Below are 25,889 nucleotides of genomic sequence, written 5' to 3'. Positions count from 1 at the left end.
AATGATACGATGAAACTATATAAACAATGCAAGGGGGAGAGTCTATGTTTCTGGACAAGCTGAAGAATGATTTATACCACAATCAATCTCTATTCATCGGAGAGGAAACAGCTTTCCGTTCAGCTATTATGATCCCACTTGTTCAAGTGAATGAAGAATGGCATGTCCTTTTCGAAGTGCGGTCTCTAACAATGAGAAAACAGCCAGGTGATATTAGTTTTCCAGGTGGTCGAATTGATCCCACAGATAATTCACCGTTAGAAGCAGCCATACGAGAAACACATGAAGAATTGGGTATAGATCCAGCAAGCATAAATGTTTTGGGACAAATGAGCGCTTATATTGCGTCGTCTTCCTTTGTCGTCTATCCATTTGTAGCGATCATTGACCACCATGAAATCTACCCATTCAATAAGCAAGAGGTAGAAGAAACATTCACTATACCGGTCAAATGGCTGCTGAGACACGAGCCCTATATGCATACAATATCGGTTCAACCGATGCCTTTAACCAATTTCCCCTATGAAAAAATAGTTAACGGGGATAAGTACCAATGGACATCACGCGATATAGAAGAATGGTTTTATGACTATGAGAAATATACCATTTGGGGTTTAACTGCTAGGGTATTAAAACATTTTATAGAGATAATAAAGTGAACGGTAGGAATCTTATAGCAAAAGGAACTTAAACTAGCTAACATTATAGTGGTGTATATTTTAATTTTGTAAAAATTGTGCTAAACTATTATAAGTTTATAAATTTATTCATACAGAAAAGGTGTGTGACTCGGTCGCGCCTGAATCCTTTTTTGCAAATAATAGAGAATAAAGGATGGTAAAAAATGAGTAACAACTCAACTAAAACAGACGTTATCCTAATTGGTGCTGGAGTTATGAGTGCGACTTTGGGATCATTACTAAAAGAATTAGTACCGGAATGGAAAGTTACAGTGTTTGAGAAGCTTGCAAAAGCAGGAGAAGAAAGCTCTAACGAATGGAATAATGCAGGAACCGGACATTCTGCACTGTGCGAGCTTAACTATACCTCAGAAAAAGCAGACGGATCTATAGATATTAGCAAAGCAATACAAATAAATGAACAGTTTCAGCTTTCAAGACAGTTTTGGTCTTATCTTGTAGACAGCGGTCTGATCCGTAATCCGCAAGATTTTATCATGCCATTGCCTCATATGAGTTTAGTAATGGGGGAAGATAATGTAACGTTTTTGAAAAAACGTTTTGAAGCGCTATCAAACAATCCTCTATTTAAAGGGATGGAATTTTCAGAGGAACCAGGAAAAATGATGGAATGGCTTCCGCTTATTATGGAAGGTCGTACATCGGATGAACCGATAGCGGCAACTAAAATCGACTCTGGAACTGATGTCAATTTCGGTGCCTTAACTAACATGATGTTTGACAATTTAAAGACCAAAAATGTGGATATAAATTATAACCATACTGTTGAAGATATTAAGCGTACTAGCGACGGCTTGTGGGAATTAAAAGTGCGTGATCTAGATAACGGTAAAATTGAATATCATACTGCGAAATTTGTCTTTATCGGCGGTGGTGGCGGAAGTCTGCCTTTACTACAAAAAACGGGTATCCCTGAATCGAAACATATTGGAGGATTCCCGGTAAGTGGACTATTTATGGTATGTAATAATCCAGAGGTTGTAGCTCAGCATCATGCAAAAGTGTATGGTAAAGCTAAGGTTGGAGCTCCTCCAATGTCTGTTCCACATCTGGATACAAGATTTATCGACAACAAAAAATCATTGTTGTTTGGACCTTTTGCTGGTTTCTCGCCAAAGTTCTTAAAAACAGGTTCAATGTTTGACTTGTTAGGTTCTGTAAAACCAAACAATGTATTCACTATGTTGGCGGCAGGCGCAAAAGAGATGTCACTTACAAAATACCTGATCCAACAAGTTATGTTATCCAATGAAAAGCGTATGGATGATTTACGAGAGTTTATCCCGAACGCTAAAACAGAGGACTGGGAAATAGTCGTAGCAGGTCAACGTGTGCAAGTTATTAAAGATACGGAGGCTGGAGGTAAAGGAACACTTCAATTTGGTACGGAAGTTGTTACTGCTGAGGATGGCTCGATAGCTGCATTGCTAGGTGCTTCTCCAGGTGCTTCTACTGCTGTTCATGTTATGCTTGAGATCTTAACTAAATGTTTCCCGGAACATATAAAAGAGTGGGAACCGAAAATAAAAGAAATGATTCCTTCTTATGGCTTGTCATTAATGGACAACCCAGAGCTTCTTGATGAACTTCATGCCTCAACGGATCAAAAGCTTGGTCTAAGTGAAAAATATGCGCAACAAGTTTAATTTTTTGTTGTAAAACAAGGGTAGTATAAGAATATTTGAATAAGAGAATATTTTAAAGAAGGAACCTTAGAATTAAGGTTCCTTCTTTTTTTAAGAAAAACAAGAATGTATAAGAATTTCAACGACTTCGAACGCGGTATGTACGGTTTTTTCTAGATCGCTTTGGATAGTATTTTCCGCGTAAACTTACTCAGCTGCTGTTTTTCTCTCGTTATTGAGATCATTAATGAATGCTAAGTTTTGGATATATCTATGTTAATATATAAATAAACGGGCGTATGAAGTCATCAAATTTGAAAGAAGTGTTTTCTGTTGAGTTTATTTTTCACGTATCTTCTAGCGGGGCTTACAATTACAATGACGGTTGATTTCCTATAAAAAAACGCCTGGAATAAAAGCAAGTGAGATGAACAACTACAGCTAACGGATTGTAGGCAAGTATTATATTTATAAAAACACAACTCCTCTCTATTACTAACAAGAGAGGAGTTGTGTTTTTATATAAATAATCGAAGGATCAAATAACTAAAGTTGCTAACATTAAATGGCCTATTGTAAACCGTAAGGCTGCAAACCTTTTTGTTTAACATTAATACGCCAGACCTCGTTTTTCAAAGACTCGGTTACATACAGGTATCCATTATGAAAAGCTAGATTGGTGGTGAATGTTCCTGCATCCTTAGGCAATCGAATCGTACCGTATTTAAATCCACTAGCGTCAAGTACGGCAATTTCCCCAGCTTGGAAATGTGCCACATAAAGATTCCCCTTAGTATCGACGGCTAATCCATCTGGACCTATTCCGCCTTCAAACTGCCCGAAAACAAACGGTGTTTCTCGTTGGTCTTTAGCATTCGTTGATGGGACAGAGATAATTTGATTTTTGGCAAATTCAGAGATATAAACACGTTGACCGTCTGCCGATAGAGCAATGCCATTTGGATAAGCTATATTTTCCTGAAAGAGTTGCAATTCAGAACCGTCCGGGGGCAGATAGAAGACACGGCCTATCGGCTTGGTTGCGCTAGATCCCATGGGCTCGGTAAAATAAACCCCACCTGAATTATCAAATACTAGGTCATTAAGTCCATTTAAAGGTAAGCCATTGAACGAATTAACAATGGTCGTACGCTCTCCAGTAGTAGTGTTGTAAGCATAAAGTTCTCCAGTTAGATCAGTGATAAAAAGGCGTCCGTCCTTGTGAAACTTTGCTCCAACAGGGAGCTGGTATTTTTCGCCAACAACAGAAACCTTGTCGGCTTCGACAGTCATGATTTCTCCAGTGGCTGGATTGACCATCCATATTTTTCCGTTACGATCAAAATTAATACCTTCCATGAATCCACTACCAGTAGCTACCTTTTCCCATTGGCTTTTAGGAGAAATGATTTCTGAAATAGAATGCCTTTCCTTTGTTGGTACTGGTTGTGATACAAATAATGATTTTGCTCCAGCAACCGTTACAAGGGAGAGTAGGAATAATATTGTTACTACTAATACCTTTTTCTTCATCTCTTGAATTCCTCCTTTTAGTCTTGCGGATATTTAACGCAGTAATGAAATGTTGAATTTTTTAGCACTTGAGGAACGCGTAGTCTCAATTAATCAATCTCCAATTGTTAAACGAAAAAGACATAAGAGAGAGTGAACGTTATTTAAATTTATCACAATATTGGGAATATAAACTACGTAAAAAACAACTGGATTTTTATGAAAATTCAGTTTTTTTCGTCTATGTTAGAGGATTTTTCTCACGAAGATAGGAAATGACATTGGTAATAAGTATTTCAAAAAGTCATATAAAATGATGCTTAAGAGAAAATATTTGTATTGTTTTGTCTTTTCTAATACCTAGTTTTTAAAAAAGGAAATCTCATACATTTACTTTTAAGCTATTGTAAAAATCATCGAATTTTTTGGTAACCGTATCATAAGTATCACTTGTAATACTTGGTAATTCCTTACCCCATGCTTCTGTAGCTTGACTAAATCCTTCTTTAATAGCTTTTTGCATATTCTTCATAAGCTTCTCATCTCCACCAGTTAATGCTAATGCAAATTGGAAAATTCGTTCAGAGGTTTTTTTCACCCCGAACTCTCCATCTTCTGATATAGCTTCAGTTGCAGCAGCTTTTGTTTCCGCATCTACTGTATACTCACCACTTGCGATGAATTTCCATATATCATTAATGTTGGATAGACTATTTCCTTGTGTAGCGAATGATTCACGTACATAATCAATTAACTTTTGTTTATTTTGCTCTTGTTCTGTTTTTAACTGTTCTATTAATGTTCCACGTTCAGTGGCAGACATTTTTCCATTCGTTGAAACAGCTAATGCTTCGCTAGATATTTCTACACTATCCTTACTTGGTAATACACTTGAATCGATGGAATCTTGTTTTTTAGATATTTTAGATGGCTGATTTGAATATAGTTCTCTACTATTAACGTTAGTACTTCTATTTACTTCCAAGTTTACACGCTCCTCACATCTTAAGTATTGAAAATAGTTAATCTTCTTATTATCTATATCGGTATTTCGACCTAAAAATTTAGCGATATAGAAATCGTAATGCTACGACTAGTTATTAATTATTTGCGAAACCTAGCGTTATTTCGGTAAGATGAGAAGAAGGATAAATTCTTTGTGTTACAGCAAGAGGAGGTTCACCATTGAAAAAAATCGGAGTAGTGCTGATGTTTATTGGTGCGGTGATGTTGGCTACTTTTATGTTTGTCGACTTAAAAGTGGATTTTGGTCTATGGATTACAGGCTTCTTGATCAGCATGATTGTTGCCGCTTCAGGAGCAGTGACGTTAATTTTTTATTTAGCGAAAGGCATTAAAGCAGATAAAGCTTCAAACAATGATTTCAAATAAGTATGTTTAATAATTTTGGATATAGATAGTTTTTTACCAAGTGTCAGAAATAAAGGCTATACAAGTCGTGAAAACAACTTGTATAGCCTTTATTTGTATTAGAATGCCGGAATTGCTGTTTCGTTATAATTTTTTCCTAAAAACTCGCGAACTTCTGGGCTCGTCATAGCTTCAGCTAGCTTTTTAATCGACTCATTATCCGCATTATCTTTACGTGCTACTAGCGTAATCGCAAAGTCATTTTCGTCACCTTCTGTTAGGAGCGCATCACTTTTTGGCGTCAATCCCAGTGGTGCGGCATAAGCAGGTGTCATGATTACTGCATCAGCGTCATCATACATTCTTGCTAACATTAACAAATCGACTTCCTCAAACTTATAGTTTTTTGGATTTTCCACAATATCAGCTTTTGTATAGTATGGACCAGTTTTTTCTTGTAACTTGATCACATCATGTTGAGCTAACAATGCTAACGAACGATCGATATTTGAAACATCATTTGCAATCGCGATAACGGCTTCCTCTGGTAATTCGTCCATCGAATTGTATTCTTTAGAATAAGTACCATAATTCGCAAAATAGATAGGTACAACTGGAACTAATTCTGCATCATTGTTTCTATTGAATTCCTCCATATAGGGAACGTGTTGGAAGAAGTTAACGTCTACTTCTTTTGCTGCTAGTGCAGTATTAGGCTGAACATTGTCTCCTAATACAATAATTTCAAGATTAATTGATTCCTCTGCCAATTTTGGTTTAACAAGGTCAAGAATTTCTGTCATTGGGGGAATTAACGTCGCTATTTTCAATGTTACTACTTCTTGTTCATTTTCTTGCGTATTTCCTTCTTTATTCGCCTCTTGCTCTTGGCCACAACCAGCCAAAACTAATATACATATTGAAATTAGAAAAAGTAATTTTTTCATGTTGTCCTCCTATTATTTATCTTTTATCAATCATTCTGGATACAGTTGTTCCAAAAAATTGTATGAGCTGTACTAGTATGACCATAATAATAATCATATAAATCATTAACTCTGTTTTAAATTGTTGATACCCGTACCGAATGGCAAAGTCACCTATACCACCACCACCAACTACTCCCATGATCGTCGAATAGGAAATAAAACTAATAATCGATGTTGTTAATCCGAGTACAAATCCCGAACGAGCTTCCACATAAAGAAACTTAAATATAATGTCCTGAATAGAAGCACCCATAGATATAGCCGCTTCTATTACACCTTTTGGTACTTCCAATAAAGATTGTTCAACTAACCTCGAATAATGAGCAATGGCTATTATGGATAACGGAACAGTTGCCGCTGCTGTGCCAATAGCTGTCCCAAGGACTAATCTTGTAAATGGAATTAAAAAAACAACTAATAATAAAAACGGAAAAGAACGTATAATATTAACCAATAAATTTAAAATCGAAAAAACAAACTGGTTCTCAAGCACTTGGCCTTTCCTACATAAGAAAAGAAACGTTCCAACTGGGAGGCCTATTAGAATTGCGGCAAGAATTGATACACCAACCATTACAAAAGTTTCTCCAATGGACGTCCAAATTTCAGTTTCATATTGAACTAATAACTCAGGCATCGTCCATCCCACCACCCTTAGTTAATTGCTCTACATAGTATCTAGGGCTATTATCTATTATTTGAATGCTTGTTGGTTCTATTAATACTGTGTCGTATATTTCTCCAGCTTCCATGACAGTTACTCGATTACATATACTTTTAATCACTTCCATCTCATGACTGACAATGACAATGGTAACGCCTAGGCTTTTATTTATATTTTCTAATACGCCTAATATTTCAGCAGTTGTATTTGGATCGAGAGAGGAGGTTGGTTCATCACATAACAAAACTTGTGGCTTATTTGCTAATGCTCTGGCAATTCCAACACGCTGCTTTTGTCCGCCGCTTAATTGTGCAGGATATTTTTCCAGTGAACTCTCCAACCCAACAAATTGAAGGCACTCCAACACGCGGTTCTTACGTTCTTTTTTAGGAAAGTTTGTGATCTCTAAGGATACCGCTACATTCTCGTAAACCGTTTTGTTTGCCACTAGATTAAAATGTTGAAAAATCATCCCTATTGATTTCCGTGCTTGTCGAAGTTCTTTGCTGCTCAAACTTGTTAACTTTTGCCCATTTACTTCTACTTCACCTTCATCTGGGATTTCCAACAAATTCATATGCCTCAGCAAAGTGGATTTACCAGCTCCACTAGCCCCAATAATTCCATGAATCTCTCCTTGATCTATCGTTAAAAACACAGATTTAATGGCCTGAAATTGCGAAAAACTTTTACTGACATTATGTAATTTAATCATAAAAAAACCCCGTTTCTAGTAGTTGAAGGGTGACTACAATTATAGCTTATTATACTCGGACTGTCATTTGGGATAGCGAGAGGGGACGAACAACTGGAAGTAATGTGGTTGGAAGTTGATTTGGTTTTTTTGAAGTGGTTTGTAGCCTAGCAAAAAAAAAATGAAAACAAAAAGACTATAACCAAAGTCAATCTTATCTGACTGCGGTTATAGTCTGAAACATATGCATGCTCACATACATAATACTTGTCTAGTTAGTTTATACTTATACGTTATATAATGCCCCATCAATCGTAAATGATGACGAGCTGACGTATGACGCTTCGTCTGAAAGTAAGAATGTAATGACATTCGCTACTTCTTCAGGTTCTCCATAACGCTTCATTGGAACAGCATCGTTATACGCTGATTGTGCTGCTTCAGCAGCTCCTGGTGCAACTTTAGCTTCTATATTACGCATCATTTGAGTATTAATGACACCTGGGTTAACGGTATTAACACGTACATTAAATGGAGCTGCTTCAAGCGCTGCAACTTTATTAATCCCCATAACCGCATGCTTCGATGAATTATATAGCATCATACTTGGTGAACCGATTAAACCAGCAACCGACGAAGTATTAACGATTGATCCCGATTTTTGTTCCTTCATGACTGGTAATACATATTTTAAGCCAAAGAATACGCCTTTTACGTTGATGCCGTAAACAAAGTCAAACTCTTTTTCTGTGATTTCTTCAAGATTTTTAGCAGGTCCTTCAACACCAGCATTGTTGACAAAACCATCAATACGGCCGAATTTTGATATAGTTTGGTCTACATAGTTTTTCACGTTTTCTTCATTAGAAACGTCTGCTTTTACGATTAAGCTATTTTCATCCGTTAATTGAAGTTCTGTTTGCACGGCTTTAATAGCATCTTCGTTTAAATCGACTAATACAACTTTTGCTTGTGCATTTGCTAATTTACGTACAACTTCTTTCCCGATTCCACCTGCTGCACCAGTAACAATAACTACTTTATTTGAAAAACTCATATACTTTCTCCTCCTATTATCTAGTCTTCATAATGTTGTAAGGAAATAATTCGAGATATCCTGAATTTGCATATCTCGAATTAAATATATATCCATAATTATATTATTACTTTTAATAAATCCTGTCAATGATAATGCTTTGTTTGAAATTTGTCCCTCTGTAAGAAACATTTATGTTTGTTCCAAGCATAGGGAAACATAAAATCATACTTTCTGACCGTATAAATAAAAATACGACCGGATAGAAAAACTTGTGACCGGATAAAACAAAATACGACCGGATAAATAAAAAAGTGAGCTCCTAACAAATTGTTGGGAGCTCACTTTTTTCATTCTTCCGAAGTTGTTTGAAATACAGAGAACATAAAACTAATCACTCATCATTAACATGATATCGTCCTTTGGGTATGGTAAAAGGAGAGCCTGAAACCGGATCTTTTATCACCAGGCAATCGAGCCCGAAAATGTCTTTAACTAATGTGCTTGTAATAACCTTTGATGGTTCACCCTCAACTATTAGCTTTCCTTTACGGAGCGCAAAAATATAGTCTGCATAACGCGCGGACAAGTTAATATCATGAAGAACCATGACAATCGTAGTTCCGTGCTTTCGGTTAAGGTCTGTGAGTAGGTCAAGAATTTCGATTTGATATGTGATATCTAAAAAGGTTGTCGGTTCATCAAGAAATAAAATGTCCGTTTGTTGCGCCAGAGCCATTGCGATCCAGACACGTTGTCTTTGTCCGCCTGAAAGCTCATCAATATTATTGTTTGCAAGCTCAGTTATATCCATAATTCTCATAGCTTCGGCGACTGCCTCATAATCCTTTTTTGTCCAACCACTGAGCAATGATTGGTGCGGGAACCTTCCTCGTCCAACTAAATCTGCGACAGAAATTCCTTCTGGGACAATGGGAGATTGCGGTAGCAGTCCTAAAATTCGAGCTAATTGTTTTGATGGGATTTTGCTGATCAGTTTTCCATCAAGTGTTATTTTTCCAGATATAGGCTTTATAAGTCTTGATAGTGTTTTAATAAGCGTAGACTTTCCGCAGGCGTTTGCTCCAATAATAACGCTTATTTTATTACTGGGGATAGCAAGACTAACTCCTTGGATGACTGTTTTATTATCATAGCCCGCTACTATTTCTTCCGCTTGAAAAACATGTGTCGGTTTCATTATAATTCTCCTCTTCGATTCATTCGGATTAGCAAGAAGATCAGATATGGTGCTCCGATTATTCCAGTTATGATGCCCACAGGATATCTGGCTACAAAAGCAAATTGTCCGATTAGATCTGCGGCCAAAACTAAATTAACGCCAACAAGACCTGCGGGAATTACGTTTGAGAAGCCAACTCCGACTAGTCTTTTGGCAATCGGTCCAGAAAGGAAGGAGACAAATGCTATTGGTCCCGTGGTAGCGGTAGCAAGGGAAATCATGCAGACAGAACTAACAATAAGCATAATTCTTGTCTTGTTCGTGTTCACTCCGAGAGAAGTGGCCGACTGTTCTCCAAGTTCCAATATACTTAGGTGTTTTCCAAGCATTATAACGATAGGCGTACATATGAAAACAGATAGCATCAGAGGTGGAAGCTCGTGCATTTCTGAGCCATTTAGGCTTCCACTGAGCCATCTGAACGCTGCAGGGAGATCTTGTTCTGCGCCGACCAGTAGAAGATAGGATATTAAAGCACCAAGCATGGCCTGTATGCCTATCCCGATAAGGATTAATCTCCCGATTGAAAATGAATTTCCCCTAGATAATATGTAAATTAGTACTACTGTAGCAAGACCGGCAATCACGGAAGCAATGGAAACAATAGCTCCGCTAGTATGAAGTATGACAATGCAAAAAACAGCCGCCGCGCTCGAGCCAGTGGTAATACCGATTACATTTGGGTTGGCAAGTGGATTGCGTAACATAGTTTGAAAGGTGTTTCCGGCAATGCCGAAAGCAAATCCGGCAAAAAGCCCTGCCAGCATTCTTGGGAGACGTATGGTATTAACCGCAAAAGAAGCCCCTTGTATTTGTTCTCCTGAAAGCGCTCGGATTACATCCATTACGGGATAGATCGTGTTCCCCAGTAAAAGCATTGCACAGCAAAGAATGAATGAAAGTACTGCTAGGGAGCTGGTAACAAGTATCCAGCGGCGGTGTCTTTGACGTCTGCCCGTCATAATAAACTCAATAGATTCATTTTTCATAGTGAACTCACTTTCGATCGCATAGCAAGTATTATTAGTATAGGAGCCCCTATAAATGCTGTAACTACACCGACTTCAAGCTCTCCAGGGCTACCAATGAGCCTGCCGACTACATCTGATATAGTCAAAATGATTGCACCTGAAATAGCTGACATCGGTATAACAAAACGTAGGTCTGGGCCAAGAATAAGGCGCATGACGTGAGTCGATAAAAGTCCGACAAAACCAATAGGCCCAGCCAATGCAGTTGCCGCACCGCACAATAGAACAGCCGAAAAAGCTGCAAAAAGCCTCAGTATTCCTGTTCGAACGCCCAGTCCAGTCGCAACATCATCCCCCAAAGCCAATGCATTCAACGCAGGGGCAGAAATAATAGCTATCAGTATTCCGATTATTAGAAAGGGGATAAAAGTCGTAATGGAGCTCCAGTTTCCTGAACCGACACTTCCCACTTGCCAAAATCTAAATTCATCCATGACATGAGAACGTGGAATCATTATTGCAAGGACTAGAGACGAAAGGGCCGCACTTGTGGCCGCTCCAGCCAAAACAAGCTTAATGGGCGTGGCGCCACTACGCCCCATAGAGCCTATTCCAAATACGAAAACAGCAGTGATTGCCGACCCAGCTAAAGCTAGCCATATGTATTCATTTGCAGTGCTTATGTTTAAGAAGGCAATTCCGCAAACAATAAACAATGTTGCACCTGTATTAACTCCTAGTATGCTCGGATCTGCAATTGGGTTGCGAGTGACCGCTTGCATAAGCGCTCCGGAAACTCCAAGGGCTGCACCACAAAGTAGACTGAAAACTGTTCGTGAAATCCTCTTGCGAACCACATTTGCTTCGTAGGAGTCTATGTTTGAGTGAAATAAACCATCAATCACTTCATTTAATCCGACCAGTCGAGAACCTAAAACTAGGGATGCAAACACGCACACCCCTAGCAAGATAAAACAAATAATTAGGACCAACGTAAAATTTCTTGGAGTATTTAAGCTTGGTTTTTTTATTTTAGAAATCGATGAACTATTCATCTAACTTGTTAATAGCTTCTCCAATTAATTCCAGGTAATCGTCGATTGTATAAATAATCGAAAGTGGATTTGGGGTTCCAGCAGCTACTAAAGGTGAATCACTATCAATAAACGCAACAGAACCTCTTTGGATCGCAGGAATTTTACCTAGAACTGGATCTGCTTTGATGGCTTGATACAACTCGTCATTACCATATCCAATTAATATATCAGCATCGTAAAGAGCCTCAGCATTCTCAGTGCTTAATTTTAAGGAGTAACTAGTCGGGTCCGTAATTTGTTCTATAACACTTTCAGGATAAACCATCCCTAGCTCTTGTAGGAAAGCACCACGAGAGTCTGCAGGTGTATAAATATGCAATTTAGACATGTCTTCAGCTGAAAAATTGACCCAAACAACTCTTTTATCTTTAATCTGAGGATATTTGCTTAGCTTTTCGTTAACTATGTCTTCTGTTTCCTTAATGAGTTGTTCGCCTTCCTCTTTCATGCCCATACCTGCTGCATTTAAATTAACTTGCTCACGCCATGTCGTTGCCCATGGAGCGGTTGGATATGCGACAACTGGAGCGATTTCACTAAGAAGATCGTAGTCTTCCTGTGTTATACCGGAGTAAGATGCAAGAATTACGTCTGGGTTTGAATCTGAAATCGCTTCAAAATCAAGGCCATCCGTATCCTGGAAAACATTTGGATCCTTCACGCCGAGTTCCTCGAGCTTTTTAGCTGTCCAAGGCAAAAGACCGCTGTCATCCTGAACACCAAAATTCGCTGCTGAGAAGCCTACAGGTACAACTCCCAGAGAAAGGGCAACATCATGATTAGCCCATTGGACTGTAGCCACTCGTTCAGGCTTGCTTTCAATTATAGTTTCTCCAAGCGCATGCTTGATTACGATCGGATATTCAGAATTTGCATCTTCTGAAGTGGGTGTTTTTGCTTTAGATGTTGAACTTGATTTCTGATCTGAACAGCCAACTAGTAGTAACATAGCCATAGCCAAAATTAGTAATGTTGTTAATGAGTATTTTCTCTTTGCATTCATTTGTCTAATCTTCCTTTTCATAAACTGTATTTTTTCTTTCTGTTACTTGGTGAAACATGGAAACATTCGAGAGTTTTCCCCACAGGTGCTGGTCGCGACCGGAGGATGAAATTTATTAGTTTTGCCCTCCTATGTACGATTGATAATAATTATCATTATCAACGTTGTTCTCTTAATCTATATTCTTTTTGCTGGGTTGTCAATGAATATTTATCCAACATTGGGGAATAAACCTAAACATGCCAGTCGCTTTTACAACCGGATAAAAAACTTTGTGACCGTATAAACAAAAATATGACCAGATAAATAAAAAGTGAGCTCCTAACAATTTGTTAGGAGCTCACTTTCTTACATTTATTTCAACTCAGTTAACATCTCGAAATTAAAACGGATACTTCCGCTTTTCTTCTTGGATAGATATCCATTTCAATTGTGTGAATTCGTCAATGACAAATGGGACTCCAAAGCGTCCAGTACCTGAGTTTCGCATACCGCCAAACGGGGCATTCGGTAAGTCGTTTACTGTTTGGTCATTGATGTGAGTCATACCGAATTCAAGCCCTAGTGCATATTCGCGTCCTTTTTCAATGTTGCTAGTAAATATAGCAGAGCTTAACCCGAACTCCGTATCGTTTGCGAATGCAATGGCTTCTTCGTCGCTCGTTGCTTTAACGATTAATGCGATTGGACCGAATAATTCCGTTTGGGCAATTTCACTTAAGTTATCAACATTTCCAAATACATAAGGTGTCATAACATTGCCTTCGACTTTACCTTCTAGTAAAACATCTGCACCGGCATTTTTTGCTTTTTCCACGTTTTTAATTGCTTTTTCTAACTGTATCTGATTGATAAGCGGTCCTATAACCGTATTTGGATTTAATGGGTCACCATATGGTAGGTTTTTTGCGCGTTCTACAAATTTTGTTGTAAATTCATCGTAATGCTTTTCATGTACGATAATTCGGTTAATGATCATACAGATTTGTCCTTGATGTAGGTATTTACCAAAAATAGCAGCATTGACTGCTTGATTGACCTCTGCATCTTCTAGCACTACGAATGGTGCGTTTCCGCCTAGTTCTAATGCCACGCGTTTAAAGTTTTTACCAGCAATTGTCGATATGTGGCGCCCAACTGGTGTTGAACCTGTAAACGCAATTAGTTTCACACGCGGATCTTCTAACATTAAGTCGCCAATTTCTTGTGGCGTTGTTAATAGAGAAGTGAATACACCTGCTGGAATGCCTGCTTCTTCAAAAGCCTTGGCAATTAATGAACCCGAAACGATTCCAACTTGAATATCCGCTTTATGAACTACTGCATTTCCTAGAGCTAGGGCTGGCAGGATCCCTCGTAATGATAAGTAAAGAGGGAAGTTAAACGGCGCGATAGATGAAGTAACGCCTAAAGGTAAGCGATGAATTTCATTTACTTTACCTGGCATAAACTCGGTATCTGGATTCCATTTTTCATAGGCTTTATCAATAATACTGCCATAAGCTTTAAAAATCCCTAGTGTAATATTATATTCTAACTATGCTTTAAACGGTGCGCTACCTGTTTCAATAGCTAATAGATGCAGAATCTCTTCTTTGTTATTTTCAAAAAATTTCGCGGCCTTTTGGAACACGTCTTTGCGTAATGCTGCATTTTCTCCCCACTCTAAATGCGCATCTTGAGCATATATATACGCTTCTTCCACTTGTTGTTTAGACGCAATTTGTACTTCTGTTAATGTTTTATTGTTATAAGGATTCAAAATGGTAACAGTTTCATTTCCGTCCCCATCGACCCATTGACCATTAATATAGCTTTTGTTTAACTGTAAAAACTTTTCTACCTTGCCTTTTTGTAAAGTATTCTCCATCTTATAGCACCCCTTTAGTAGAATTGTAGTTGAATTCAGAATATAAACATAATTATATCACTCTTGAGTGACCCTGTGTTACAAGCGATTCAGAATTTTAGTCGAGTTTTTCCTGACACAGGGAACATAAAATTTCTAGAAAATTGAAAAAGAAAGCGTTTACTAAATATAGTAGTATACTAAAATAGTAGTGGGATTTTTATACTTTCTACTACTTGTTTATTACATGACAAATACACATACACATACAAATCTTAGGAGGAACTATACGATGATATATGCAAATCCAAATACAGAAGGTTCTTTAGTAAACTTTAAAGAACAATATCAAAATTTCATTGGCGGGGAATGGGTTGCACCAGTAAAAGGGCAATACCTAGATGTAATATCTCCAGTAACAGGTAAAGTATTTACTTCTGTACCACGCTCTTCAGCAGAGGATGTTGAGCTAGCACTAGATGCTGCACACGCTGCAAAAGATGCTTGGGGTAAAACTACAGTTTCTTACCGTTCACAAATTTTAAATAAAATTGCGGATCGTATTGAAGCAAATCTTGAAACAATTGCTGTTGCTGAAACATGGGACAATGGTAAAGCAGTACGTGAAACATTAAATGCGGATCTTCCTTTAATGGTCGATCACTTCCGTTACTTCGCGGGTGTTATTCGTGCACAAGAAGGCGGCATTAGTGAAATCGATGGTGATACAGTAGCTTATCACTACAGTGAACCACTAGGCGTTGTTGGTCAAATTATTCCTTGGAACTTCCCACTACTTATGGCATCATGGAAAATTGCTCCAGCATTAGCGGCAGGAAACTGCATCGTTATGAAACCGGCTGAGCAAACACCAGCTTCTATGTGTGTATTAATTGAGTTAATCCAAGATATTTTACCAAAAGGTGTATTAAACATCGTTCAAGGTACAGGATTAGAAGTTGGGAAACCACTTGCATCTAACCCACGTATCGCTAAAATTGCATTTACTGGTTCAACAGCTGTAGGACGCTCAATTATGCAATATGCAACAGAAAACATTATTCCTGTCACTTTAGAACTTGGTGGTAAATCACCAAATATCTTCTTCGCTGACGTAATGGATGCAGATGATGAGTATTTAGACAAAGCTATTGAAGGATTCGTATTATTTGCCCTTAACTCAGGTGAAATTTGTACAGCTCCTACACGTGCATTAATACATGAATCAATTTACGATAAATTCATGGAAAAAGTATTAGAGCGTGTGAAAGCGATTAAAATTGGTAACCCACTAGACACTGAAACAATGATGGGTTCACAAGCTTCTAAACAACAAATGGATAAAATCCTTTCTTATATTGAAATCGGTAAAGAAGAAGGCGCTGAATTATTAATCGGCGGTCACCAAAACAAATTAGACGGCGATCAATCTGAAGGTTACTATGTGGCACCGACTGTGTTCAAAGGTAATAACAAAATGCGCATCTTCCAAGAAGAAATATTTGGACCAGTACTAGCTGTTACAACATTTAAAGACTTTGACGATGCAATTGAAATTGCAAACGATACAATATACGGCTTAGGTGCTGGTATATGGTCACGTAGTGGCGAAATTGCTTACCGTGCAGGTCGTGCAGTACAAGCAGGTCGTGTATGGACTAACACATATCACCAATATCCAGCACATGCTGCATTCGGTGGATACAAGCAATCAGGTATCGGTCGTGAAAACCACTTAATGATGCTTGGCCATTATCAACAAACAAAATGTATTTTAGTTGGCTACAATAAAGGATCAATGGGCTTCTTCTAAAGTGGAGAAAGTCATTGCAACAAGAGCAGCCCAAGACTTGATCAAGCAATTGCAGGAACAACACGGTAATCTTATATTTGTTCATTCAGAAGGTTGCTGTGATGGGACTTCACCAATCTGTATGACAGAGGGTGACTTTTATCTTGGTAGCCAGGATGAACAAATAGGAACAGTAATGAACGTACCGTATTATATGCATACCTCAAACTACTCTTACTGGCAGCATTTGCAAATTGTCGTTGATGTGCAAAATGGTATGGGAAATTCCTTTTCACTAGAAAGTACGAAAGATATGTCTTTTATTATTCGCTCTATAATCCTGGAGAAATAAATAAAAATACCCTTTGCGTCGACTTTGACGCAAAGGGTATTTTTCTATGGAATCATAAATGTCCCTGTATTACAAAAAAATTAGGAACATAAAATTTGTGGCCGAATAGAAAAAAATACGACCGGATAGAAAAAGTTGTGACCGGATAAAATAAAATACGACCGGATAGAAAAAAATGTGACCGGATAGAAAAACTTGTGACCAGATAAACAAAAATACGACCGGATAGAAAAAAATGTGACCAGATAAATAAAAAGTGAGCACCTAACAAATTGTTAGGTGCTCACTTTTTAAAATTGTTCCGAATCTTTTTCCAATACATGGAACAAACAAACACCCTATCCAAGACAACAGCAATCATAATTCCTACTGTATATCGTATTAGATCCACAAATAGAAAACCTTTGCCCAGTATCAATGCCCCGAGAGATGTTCCTCGAATTTGATTGATCCATTTTTCTTGATATAGCTGACTGCATTCAATTCCGAAACTAAATGCTAAACTAAAAAATACCGCAGTATATAAGGACTTGCTCACCAATAAAAAACGGAATCCGAAATAGACCATCATGGCCCACAGTATATCACCAGAGTTTTGTGCTACGAATAACAGAAGTAGGTGGCTATATTTTCTGGATGCTAGGCCTAACAAAATTATCATGACTACAGCTAGTAAATAAATTATCCTCTTATTACGGTAACGATTTATCTTAGAAGTCATTAGAATCACTCTCTAGCATCATATTTGTATTCACATATTAAGTATACATACAGTTTACAAAGCAGTACAAGGAACTGATTGCCATAAAAAAGCTCTTATGCTAGATGCTGAAAATAAGTGAATGACCGTGCTTTGCAAATAATTCGAAATAGTGTTCGAGTTGTTTTGACACAGGGGCCATAAAAACACTATATAATATGTATAATTCCATTTTATAGTAGAGGGGCTGGTTGTATGAACAGGCAGACAAGAACGCGTCAGATAAAAAAAGGTTTAGAACAACTTGAACAGCTAGAACTCCAATTAACGGAGGAAATGAAAAAAGAAAATAATGAAATTAGAATAGGTAGTGTAGAAAAGAAAATAAATAGATTAAAATACATTTCCGATATATTTAATGAACAAGAAAAAACTTCCTACATCAAAGAAATGATGAGCCATGCATTTCATATAAAATCCGATGTTTATCAAGATAGAAATGTTGCAGTGACTCAATATAAAAGTATTCTAGAACTTGATAGAGAAAATCCAGAAGCTTCCTATAGATACGCGTTTTTACAATATGATAAAAACAATTGGTTACTAGCAATTACTCATTTTCAAGATGCAATTCAAGCACAGACGTATCCACGGGGAAATATAAATTTTCCATTGTCCGAAGATCAAATTATTAAAGCCAAACTTTACATTGGCTACTGTGCTGCACAAATTGCAAAAGAAGCATTAAACGAAGCAAATAAACTAAATAAAGACTCGTTAGCATTACCCGTAGAAGGAATTAGTATCGAAAAATTATTGGGTAATTTAAAAGCGGAGTTAAATAAAACTGAATTTATGATGATTACTAATAATGGAGAACGAGGCATTTCAAAAGTCGAATATGAAAGGTTACTAGATAACTTAGAAGGGGAGCAATTAATTCTTAGTTTTGTAGAAGATAGGCCTTTTGTTCAAAGGGGAGAAGATGCAGGGAATCCATTAACTGGTACTTTAAGTGATTTATTAAAGCAGCTCTTAATAATGAGCAAAAAGGATTTGCCTTTATCTCTAAATGATCTCGATGAACTTGGATTGAAGTGGAATACATATTCTCAAAGAGTTGTTCGGTTAAATGCAGCTTTGCATGAAAGTGGATATTCACGAACACTTATTAAAGCAATTCCAGGTAGAGAAAGGTACAAAATAGAACCATTAGATTTCTACATCGTTGCACGTGAAGATTATTCATTATAAATAAAACTGCTTTGCTTCTGATTTATTATCGGAGGCAAAGCAGTTTTTATTATGCTATTTTCCTATGACAAGGATGTCATAGTGACTTCTCTATACTTAGGTTATAAACCAAAGAGGAGAGATGCTACATGCAAAACAAACAATGGCAATCACTATTCACACGTTACGGATTTCAAATGACTTCGACAGAAAAGGGATTTCTTGTTTTTAGAATGAATGAGGCAAATCATCAATTTTTAAGAAAGGTATTGGAGCAGCTAGATGTAGATTTCTATATGAATGAAAAAGAACTAATCATTAATTCAGCGCCTGTGACAGAAGAAAAATTCGTAGAGGAATTGAAAAAGTTAACGAATGGTAGAACGGAAATGCTTTACTTCTTGAAAGACTTGCCTCTTTCAAAAGTGGACGTTTATATCAAGGGTATCGTGACACAACTGAATCGATTAGAGTGCTTGACGGTCATGTCTTGTGATGGTCATGGGAAACGTGCTGCAAGAATCAGCTTTCAAAATGCAAAATTTAAAAATCAAGCACAAGTCCTATTCGACTTCATCCAATTACCATATGGATTCAATGAACAAGGAATCTTCATTCGGAACAGCCGTGAGTTATTACCGCAATTTGGAGAAACTTTATCATTCATCACATTAGAGGAGGCAAAACAAATGTATAAAGAATATACAAGTGTACTAAGCAAGGAAGTATTCAATGAACAACTAGAAACACTGTTAAATATTCCTGGTGCTAGTGGAGATGAAGGACAAATTCGCAAACATGTTATGAACGAAATTACACCTTACGTGGACAAATTAACAACGGATAATGCAGGAAATGTCCTAGCAATCAAACGATTCGGTGATGGCCCAACTATTTTATTGAATGCTCATTTAGATACGGTAGAAGAAATTTCACCAGAAAGAGAAATTTTAAAAGAAAATAACATTTGGAAATCTAGCGAAGGCATTTTAGGAGCAGATGACCGCGCGGGTATCAATGTCATTCTAGCGATTGCTAAATCGCTAACAGAAAAAGACTTTAACGGGACGATCAAATACATTTTCACTGTAGAAGAAGAGATTGGTTTAGTAGGAGCCTACGAAGTAAATGAAGCATTCCTATGGGACATTAATATGGCATTTGTCATCGACCGCCGCGGTAATGGTGACATCGTAACTTCTAATTATTTAGGCCAACAATTTTGTAATCAACGATTTGGAAATGTCACAGAAAGAATCGCAAAAGAAGCAGGAATGCCGCATTGGAAAGTAACAACAGGAGGCTCTAGTGACACTGTAGTTTGGGCACATAACGAAATTCAAAGTATAAACCTTTCAGCAGGATACAAATCTGAACACACAGAAAATGAACAACTAGATGTGGAAGCAAATTACGGCACTTATGAATTGGTGCTAGAGTTGCTAGCAAGTTCAAGAAGATTAGCACATGCAGCGAAGTGGGTACGTGCTGAAAGAAGTATGGTGGGAAGTTAATACAAACATCCGCCTAGAACCCCCAAAAATACCAAGACCTACATGGTTATAAACAATCAATAACAAATAGACACCTACAATTTCCACACGCATAATATTTTACCTAAATTTATTACCAATGATTTTCAAAATCAAGCAATTTGAGCATACGACTTATCCGTAAATAAGTGCAAAAAGGGGCTTTTCTCCTGTATTTGCGCTTATTTCAAATTATGTTGTATGTCCATTTTGCTCATTTTTGGTTTTCGCAGTTTTTCAGAGAACGCTTCACGCTTGTATGCATGTATGAACATAGACATTCAGTAATCAACATAACCAGCTAAATACGGTATAATTAGAAATATGTAAGTAAAAAGATAATACTTGGTTAATACTAGTCAAAGTATTTGCTGGATCTTGGGAATATGTTGCTATATACCTAATCAATTACCAATATAGAGACAAGATGATTCTACGAGTTATTAAAAGAACGGAGGTGGCAGGATGAAACTGAATATGGAGCAAAGAAGGATAGTGGAGCTAGAGCCTAATGGACATATGATGGTTAAGGGAGTTGCTGGGTCAGGAAAGACGACTGTGGCGGTTAGACGCATTTCTTTTTTACAAAATCACTATAGTCCCGAAGAAGAGGATACGATTCTACTCGTCACTTACAATAAAACATTACTGCATTATATCAAATATCAATATCATAAGCTTGCCGAGGAAGAACAAAACTATGAAAAGCTATTTTCGAACGATAGTGAGGTAAAAATTGTAACGATCGATAGTATTATGTATAAATACTTCACGCAGTATATGCGTCGTATGAAACTTTCATTAAAAACCTCCAATAACTTGTTAGAGCATAAGATAATGGTAAGGCAATACATAGTGCGCAACAAAAATATCCTAAAAATAAAATAATAACGCCAAAAAATAGTGTTTTTTTATTGGATGAAGTAACTTGGATCAGTGCATGTCAAATTGAAGATTTGGAAACTTATCAACAAATCGATCGAATTGGACGAGCAACGGGAGCGAACGGAACACCTCAGAAACTATCTAAAAATTCGGATATTCGTGAGTCTATCTTTGAGTTAATGGAAACGTTTAATGACATGCTTGCCAAAGAGGGATACGTCACATTTAAACAAATGAATTTAATGGCTCTCCAGGAAGCACAGCAAATCAATCATGGAAAATATACGCATATTATAATAGATGAAAGCCAAGATTTGACGAAAGTACAACTTGAGTTTATAAAATGTATTTATCGGGAGAAAGCGTATTCATCGATCCTTTTTGTTGCAGATAATACACAGAGTATTTATTCACAATCATGGCTTGGAAAAGGTAGACCCTACACATCGATTGGGTACGATATGAGTGGGAAATCGAGAATGCTTAGTAAAAATTATCGCACGACTACTGAAATTTCAAAGGCGGCCTTTCAGCTTATAGAAAATGATTCTACCATTAATACAAATATAGACTTTGTAAAACCATCATTAATAGATCGCCATGGCCATCCGCCAATTTATCGTTTTTTTACAACAAACCAAGATCAAATCAGCTTTTTGTTAAAAGAAATTCAGATACTTACGAATGATTATCTACCTTCAGAAATATGTATTGTAGCAAAAGAAAAAAGACTCATTGAGAGTATGAGTCAAGGGTTAGCAAGTGCAGGAATCGCATGTGAAATTCTTCAATCTTCGGAAGCCAATTTTGAATCGGATAAAGTGAAATTGGTGACCATGCATTCTATAAAAGGCCTGGAGTTTAAAGTCATCTTTTTAATAGATTTGAATGATGGGGTTATCCCGAATTCGAAATTGTATGAGCTGGATGATGAAGAGACGATGGAGTCAGAAGAGCGGAAACTATTGTATGTGGGAATGACACGGGCAAGCGAATTATTGTATATGTCTTCCGTTAAAAAGCCTTCCAAATTCATTAAACAAATGAACTTTGAGTACCTTCGCATGCACCGCGACTGCCAGTTACGCCCATTTCAATCTATAGGAATTCAAGATTATCAATTAAAGGACCAAATACATGACTTGAATTCCAAAGAAGAAGTAGTGCGCCAATGGTTAATTCGGGAGCTTCATAAAACGTATGGATATCCACTCGAGCTACTCGAGCTAGAGTTTCCAGTTCAGCAATTTTCTAGAAAAGGCTATGTAGATATTGTTGTGCATATTTATGTGAATGGCGAATTACTGCCGTATATGTTCATCGAGGTCAAACAGTTCGGAAGTGGAATAAAAGATGCAGCCGAGCAATTAAAATCATATATAGATACAGATTCACGGGTGCGATATGGAGTCGTCACAGATGGGCTCAATGTGATTTGTATGGATCGATCTGGTGAGATTCTAAATGACCTGCCGAAATGCCAACCGCAATTTTTGCCTGAAACGAAGAATAGAAGAATGTATGTAAATTTGAAAAATCATAAAAAATATAGCGTTGCCACTGATCTGGATAATGAAGAAGTAGTGGAAATTACAGACTTAGATTCAGGTATGTTTGTGAACTATGAAACGAAGTGCAGTGTTCCGCTGATTGGTAACGTAGCTGCAGGTGTCCCCATCACCGTTAATATCGAATATGATTCTTCCATTATACTTCCTAAAGAATGGGTAGTATCAGAATTAGACTCATTCGCACTCATTGTGACAGGAGATAGTATGAAAGGTGCCGGAATTGACAAAGGTGATGTCGTCATCGTTAATCGTCAGCAATCTGCGTCCAATGGGGATATTGTCATTGCCATCGTTGACGAAGAAGCGACAATGAAGAAATTTATGCCTATGGGTGACTCCATACTTCTCATCTCCGAAAATGAAAAATATGAGCCGATTCAGATGAAGAAAGATGATGTGTTGATCAATGGAAAGGTTATTGGGGTTATGAAATGCTAATAATTCTTTGTTTTTGAAACAGGGAACAAAAAACAATTGAAAGAAATTAGTAAGCAGGGGTGATTAGATGGAAAATGAAACAAGCTTTTTGATGTTTCAAACAGAAAGTGGCAATACTAGGATTCAAGTTCGGTTAGAAGGTGAAACGGTCTGGATGACACAAAAAGGAATTTCAGAACTATTTCAAAAAGGTATATCTACTATAAATGAACATATTAAAAACATTTATAGCGAAGGTGAACTTAGTGAAGAAGCAACTATTCGGAAAAACCGGATAGTTCAAAATGAAGGATCACGAGAGGTAGAACGTGAAGTAACTTTCTACAATTTAGAGATGATTTTGGCTATAGGTTATCGCGTTCGTTCACATCGTGGTTCACAATTTCGTCAATGGGCTACAGAACGCTTAAATGAATTTATTGTTAAAGGTTTCACGATGGATGATGAACGATTAAAAGAAGTTCGTAATTTAGGACAAGATTATTTTGATGAGTTGCTCGAACGTATTCGTGACATTCGTGCATCTGAGAAACGATTTTATAACAAAATTACAGACATATATGCAACCTCAATCGACTACAATCCAAATGAACAAATAACGCGAGAGTTTTTTGCAACTGTGCAAAATAAACTTCACTTCGCAATTCACGGTTACACAGCTGCAGAGTTAATAAAGTTACGAGCTGATGCATCAAAAGAAAATATGGGCTTAACAACTTGGAAGGGCGATAAGATAAGACTTGAGGATGTCAAAGTTGCAAAAAATTACTTGACGGAAAATGAAATAAAAGGCTTAAATAGAATTGTTACGATGTATTTAGACTATGCTGAATCACAAGCGGAAAAACAAAAACCAATGTACATGAAAGATTGGATTCAAAAACTGGATGCCTTTTTAGAGTTCAATGAACATGAAATTCTCGCGAATGCTGGAAAGGTTAGCAAACAAGTAGCAGAACAATTAGCGGGTGAACAATATGGAATTTTTCATAAGAAACGATTGTCCGAGCCTAAAAAAGATGATTTTGATAAGTTTTTAGAGCAGAAGAAACTCTGAAGTATAGTCATGAAAAAACGATTAATTATAATGGATAGTAGCAATATGTCAGGAGGTATTATATAAATGAACAACACAAATTTCAGTTGTTCCTGGAAGGTAAATTTATGAAGAACTGGCTCTTGAATTTCAGAATCTGACAGGCGATCAACAAACTTTCTTTGAAGGAGATCTGGTGCTAGATGAATTGGAAACATTTTATCCGCTGGCAGAATTATTTATGGGCAAAAGGTGGCATGAGCTCCCAAAAGGGAAAAACGCTGCTTCTCGAAAGAAAAAACGGAAATGAAGTCTTGACCCAATAAGTGAAGTGACCCCGTGAAAAATGGCCCTGTTTAAGAAATATTCGTGTTAGTTCGAACAAACGAGAATATTTAACCTTTCTTTTTGGTTTGCTACACAGGAGCAGTCAATTCGTGAACACTCACCCGAAATTAAGTCCATTTTCATAATTTCTCACTTTTAAGACAAGCTATAAAAAAGAGAAAGGTGATTAAATGGACAATAATTATGGATTAGGTAGTTCGCAGTTATGAATAAACCCTTCATACCACAGCTTGTTTATTTTGAACCCAATGCACTGGATTATCCGCTTGGAAAAGAACTGAAGGAAAAGTTCGAGAAAATGGGGATTGAAACGCGCTTTACAACTTCGCACAATCAAATTCGGGATTTGCCGGGTGAAACGGACGCTCAAAAATATCGTATTGCCAAATCTACCTTAGTCGTAGGCATTCGAAAAACGTTGAAATTCGATACGTCTAAGCCATCAGCCGAATATGCAATCCCTCTTGCGACAGGATGTATGGGGCATTGTCATTATTGTTATTTGCAAACGACGATGGGTAGCAAACCATATATTCGAACTTACGTTAACGTCGAGGAAATTTTCGAAGCGGCGGATCGCTACATTGAAGAACGTGCACCTGAGATTACCCGGTTCGAAGCTGCGTGTACATCCGATATTGTGGGGATTGATCACTTGACCCACTCATTAAAAAGAGCAATTGAACATATTGGTCAAACAGAACTAGGCAGGCTACGTTTTGTGACGAAATTCCATTTTGTCGATCATTTATTGGACGCCAAACATAACGGTAATACGCGATTCCGATTTAGCATAAATGCTGACTATGTCATTAAAAATTTCGAGCCTGGCACTTCTCCTCTGGATAAAAGAATTGAGGCTGCAGCGAAAGTGGCAAGAGCTGGCTACCCATTAGGATTTATCGTTGCTCCCATTTACCTTCATGATGGCTGGGAAGAAGGCTACCGTCACATGTTTGAACGACTGGACGAGGAATTACCGCAAGATGCAAGGGATGATATTACATTTGAATTCATTCAACATCGATTTACGAAACCTGCGAAAAAAGTGATTGAAAAGAATTATCCGAAGACAAAATTGGAGTTAGATGAAGAAAAAAGACGTTACAAATGGGGCAAGTATGGAATCGGTAAGTATATTTACCAAAAGGACGAAGAGGATGAAATAAAGTCTCATCTATACGGCTATATGGAAAAGTACTTTCCGAATGCGAAGTTAGAGTATTTTACTTGAGCCATTAGAAAAA

General features: G+C 37.4%; 23 protein-coding genes and 1 pseudogene. 12 read left to right on the top strand and 12 right to left on the bottom strand.

All coding sequences use genetic code 11. From position 1 onward, the window contains the following. The first annotated feature begins 44 nt into the window (after positions 1–44). Both C7437_RS11235 and C7437_RS11230 read left to right on the top strand, forming a co-directional pair. Entirely contained in the window at positions 45–659 is a 615-nt protein-coding gene (locus C7437_RS11235; protein ID WP_111439797.1) for an NUDIX hydrolase, read from the top strand. 185 nt (positions 660–844) lie between these two features. Next, a complete protein-coding gene (locus C7437_RS11230) occupies positions 845–2,347 on the top strand; it encodes a malate:quinone oxidoreductase (RefSeq protein WP_111439795.1) in 1,503 nt (500 codons plus the stop codon). Positions 2,348–2,896: 549 nt separating this feature from the next. Here C7437_RS11230 and C7437_RS11225 read toward each other — a convergent pair. Both C7437_RS11225 and C7437_RS11220 read right to left on the bottom strand, forming a co-directional pair. Continuing rightward, on the bottom strand, positions 2,897–3,859 hold the full coding sequence (locus tag C7437_RS11225) for an SMP-30/gluconolactonase/LRE family protein (RefSeq protein WP_111439793.1): 963 nt from the start codon (positions 3,857–3,859) through the stop codon (positions 2,897–2,899). A gap of 361 nt (positions 3,860–4,220) precedes the next feature. Next, the gene (locus tag C7437_RS11220; RefSeq protein WP_111439792.1) at positions 4,221–4,823 is read right to left on the bottom strand and encodes a hypothetical protein; all 603 of its coding nucleotides are present in this window, start codon (positions 4,821–4,823) and stop codon (positions 4,221–4,223) included. A gap of 200 nt (positions 4,824–5,023) precedes the next feature. Between C7437_RS11220 and C7437_RS11215 the strand changes: the two genes are divergently transcribed. Then, positions 5,024–5,230 carry a hypothetical protein gene (locus C7437_RS11215; protein ID WP_111439790.1) on the top strand — a complete coding sequence of 69 codons (207 nt, stop codon included), beginning with the start codon at positions 5,024–5,026 and terminating at the stop codon, positions 5,228–5,230. Positions 5,231–5,328: 98 nt separating this feature from the next. Here C7437_RS11215 and C7437_RS11210 read toward each other — a convergent pair whose 3' ends face one another. The 9 genes and pseudogenes from C7437_RS11210 to C7437_RS11170 all read right to left on the bottom strand — a co-directional run bounded on the left by C7437_RS11210 (position 5,329) and on the right by C7437_RS11170 (position 14,776). Then, entirely contained in the window at positions 5,329–6,156 is an 828-nt protein-coding gene (locus C7437_RS11210) for a MetQ/NlpA family ABC transporter substrate-binding protein (RefSeq protein WP_111439788.1), read from the bottom strand. A 16-nt stretch (positions 6,157–6,172) separates the two neighbouring features. Next, positions 6,173–6,835, bottom strand: a complete 663-nt coding sequence (locus C7437_RS11205) for a methionine ABC transporter permease (RefSeq protein WP_111439786.1) — start codon at positions 6,833–6,835, stop codon at positions 6,173–6,175. Further along, positions 6,828–7,577 carry a methionine ABC transporter ATP-binding protein gene (locus C7437_RS11200; RefSeq protein WP_111439785.1) on the bottom strand — a complete coding sequence of 250 codons (750 nt, stop codon included), beginning with the start codon at positions 7,575–7,577 and terminating at the stop codon, positions 6,828–6,830. Before C7437_RS11200 ends, C7437_RS11205 begins: the two co-directional genes overlap by 8 nt. A gap of 265 nt (positions 7,578–7,842) precedes the next feature. Beyond that, the gene (locus C7437_RS11195; protein WP_111439783.1) at positions 7,843–8,613 is read right to left on the bottom strand and encodes an SDR family NAD(P)-dependent oxidoreductase; all 771 of its coding nucleotides are present in this window, start codon (positions 8,611–8,613) and stop codon (positions 7,843–7,845) included. 373 nt (positions 8,614–8,986) lie between these two features. Then, on the bottom strand, positions 8,987–9,793 hold the full coding sequence (locus C7437_RS11190) for an ABC transporter ATP-binding protein (protein WP_111439781.1): 807 nt from the start codon (positions 9,791–9,793) through the stop codon (positions 8,987–8,989). Then, positions 9,793–10,824, bottom strand: a complete 1,032-nt coding sequence (locus C7437_RS11185; RefSeq protein WP_111439780.1) for a FecCD family ABC transporter permease — start codon at positions 10,822–10,824, stop codon at positions 9,793–9,795. Before C7437_RS11185 ends, C7437_RS11190 begins: the two co-directional genes overlap by 1 nt. Further along, positions 10,821–11,861, bottom strand: a complete 1,041-nt coding sequence (locus tag C7437_RS11180; protein ID WP_111439778.1) for a FecCD family ABC transporter permease — start codon at positions 11,859–11,861, stop codon at positions 10,821–10,823. Before C7437_RS11180 ends, C7437_RS11185 begins: the two co-directional genes overlap by 4 nt. After that, a complete protein-coding gene (locus C7437_RS11175) occupies positions 11,854–12,906 on the bottom strand; it encodes an iron-siderophore ABC transporter substrate-binding protein (RefSeq protein ID WP_111439777.1) in 1,053 nt (350 codons plus the stop codon). The genes C7437_RS11180 and C7437_RS11175 overlap by 8 nt, the downstream gene beginning before the upstream one ends. Positions 12,907–13,288: 382 nt before the next feature. Further along, positions 13,289–14,776, bottom strand: a pseudogene (locus tag C7437_RS11170) (aldehyde dehydrogenase family protein). 271 nt (positions 14,777–15,047) lie between these two features. Here C7437_RS11170 and exaC point away from each other — a divergent pair. Then, the gene (exaC, locus tag C7437_RS11165; RefSeq protein ID WP_111439775.1) at positions 15,048–16,568 is read left to right on the top strand and encodes an acetaldehyde dehydrogenase ExaC; all 1,521 of its coding nucleotides are present in this window, start codon (positions 15,048–15,050) and stop codon (positions 16,566–16,568) included. Beyond that, positions 16,534–16,899, top strand: coding sequence for a DUF779 domain-containing protein (locus C7437_RS11160; protein ID WP_245909278.1), 366 nt, complete (start codon positions 16,534–16,536; stop codon positions 16,897–16,899). Before exaC ends, C7437_RS11160 begins: the two co-directional genes overlap by 35 nt. 283 nt (positions 16,900–17,182) lie before the next feature. On the opposite strand, the gene C7437_RS11155 is transcribed toward C7437_RS11160, so the two are convergent. Next, positions 17,183–17,620 (bottom strand): ribosomal maturation YjgA family protein, encoded by a 438-nt coding sequence (locus C7437_RS11155; protein ID WP_111439772.1) that lies wholly within the window; start codon positions 17,618–17,620, stop codon positions 17,183–17,185. 234 nt (positions 17,621–17,854) lie between these two features. Between C7437_RS11155 and C7437_RS11150 the strand changes: the two genes are divergently transcribed. From C7437_RS11150 to splB, 7 genes are all read left to right on the top strand, one after another. Next, positions 17,855–18,853 (top strand): hypothetical protein, encoded by a 999-nt coding sequence (locus C7437_RS11150; RefSeq protein WP_111439770.1) that lies wholly within the window; start codon positions 17,855–17,857, stop codon positions 18,851–18,853. 128 nt (positions 18,854–18,981) lie between these two features. Continuing rightward, entirely contained in the window at positions 18,982–20,346 is a 1,365-nt protein-coding gene (locus tag C7437_RS11145) for a M20/M25/M40 family metallo-hydrolase (RefSeq protein ID WP_111439768.1), read from the top strand. A 483-nt stretch (positions 20,347–20,829) separates the two neighbouring features. Further along, positions 20,830–21,252 (top strand): UvrD-helicase domain-containing protein, encoded by a 423-nt coding sequence (locus tag C7437_RS17200; RefSeq protein ID WP_245909277.1) that lies wholly within the window; start codon positions 20,830–20,832, stop codon positions 21,250–21,252. Between the two features lie 26 nt (positions 21,253–21,278). Then, positions 21,279–23,258 (top strand): transcriptional repressor LexA, encoded by a 1,980-nt coding sequence (gene lexA / locus C7437_RS11140; protein WP_245909276.1) that lies wholly within the window; start codon positions 21,279–21,281, stop codon positions 23,256–23,258. Positions 23,259–23,325: 67 nt separating this feature from the next. Further along, a complete protein-coding gene (locus C7437_RS11135) occupies positions 23,326–24,315 on the top strand; it encodes a virulence RhuM family protein (protein ID WP_111439767.1) in 990 nt (329 codons plus the stop codon). 182 nt (positions 24,316–24,497) lie between these two features. Further along, on the top strand, positions 24,498–24,620 hold the full coding sequence (locus C7437_RS17340) for a hypothetical protein (RefSeq protein WP_281269952.1): 123 nt from the start codon (positions 24,498–24,500) through the stop codon (positions 24,618–24,620). Positions 24,621–24,847: 227 nt separating this feature from the next. Continuing rightward, positions 24,848–25,876 (top strand): spore photoproduct lyase, encoded by a 1,029-nt coding sequence (gene splB, locus C7437_RS11130; protein WP_111439765.1) that lies wholly within the window; start codon positions 24,848–24,850, stop codon positions 25,874–25,876. Positions 25,877–25,889 lie beyond the last annotated feature (13 nt).

Origin of the sequence: Psychrobacillus insolitus (assembly GCF_003254155.1) — a bacterium.
In the GTDB taxonomy this organism is placed as follows: domain Bacteria; phylum Bacillota; class Bacilli; order Bacillales_A; family Planococcaceae; genus Psychrobacillus; species Psychrobacillus insolitus.
Note: the sequence above shows the minus strand (reverse complement) of the source record. Positions and strands in the feature narration are given on the sequence as shown.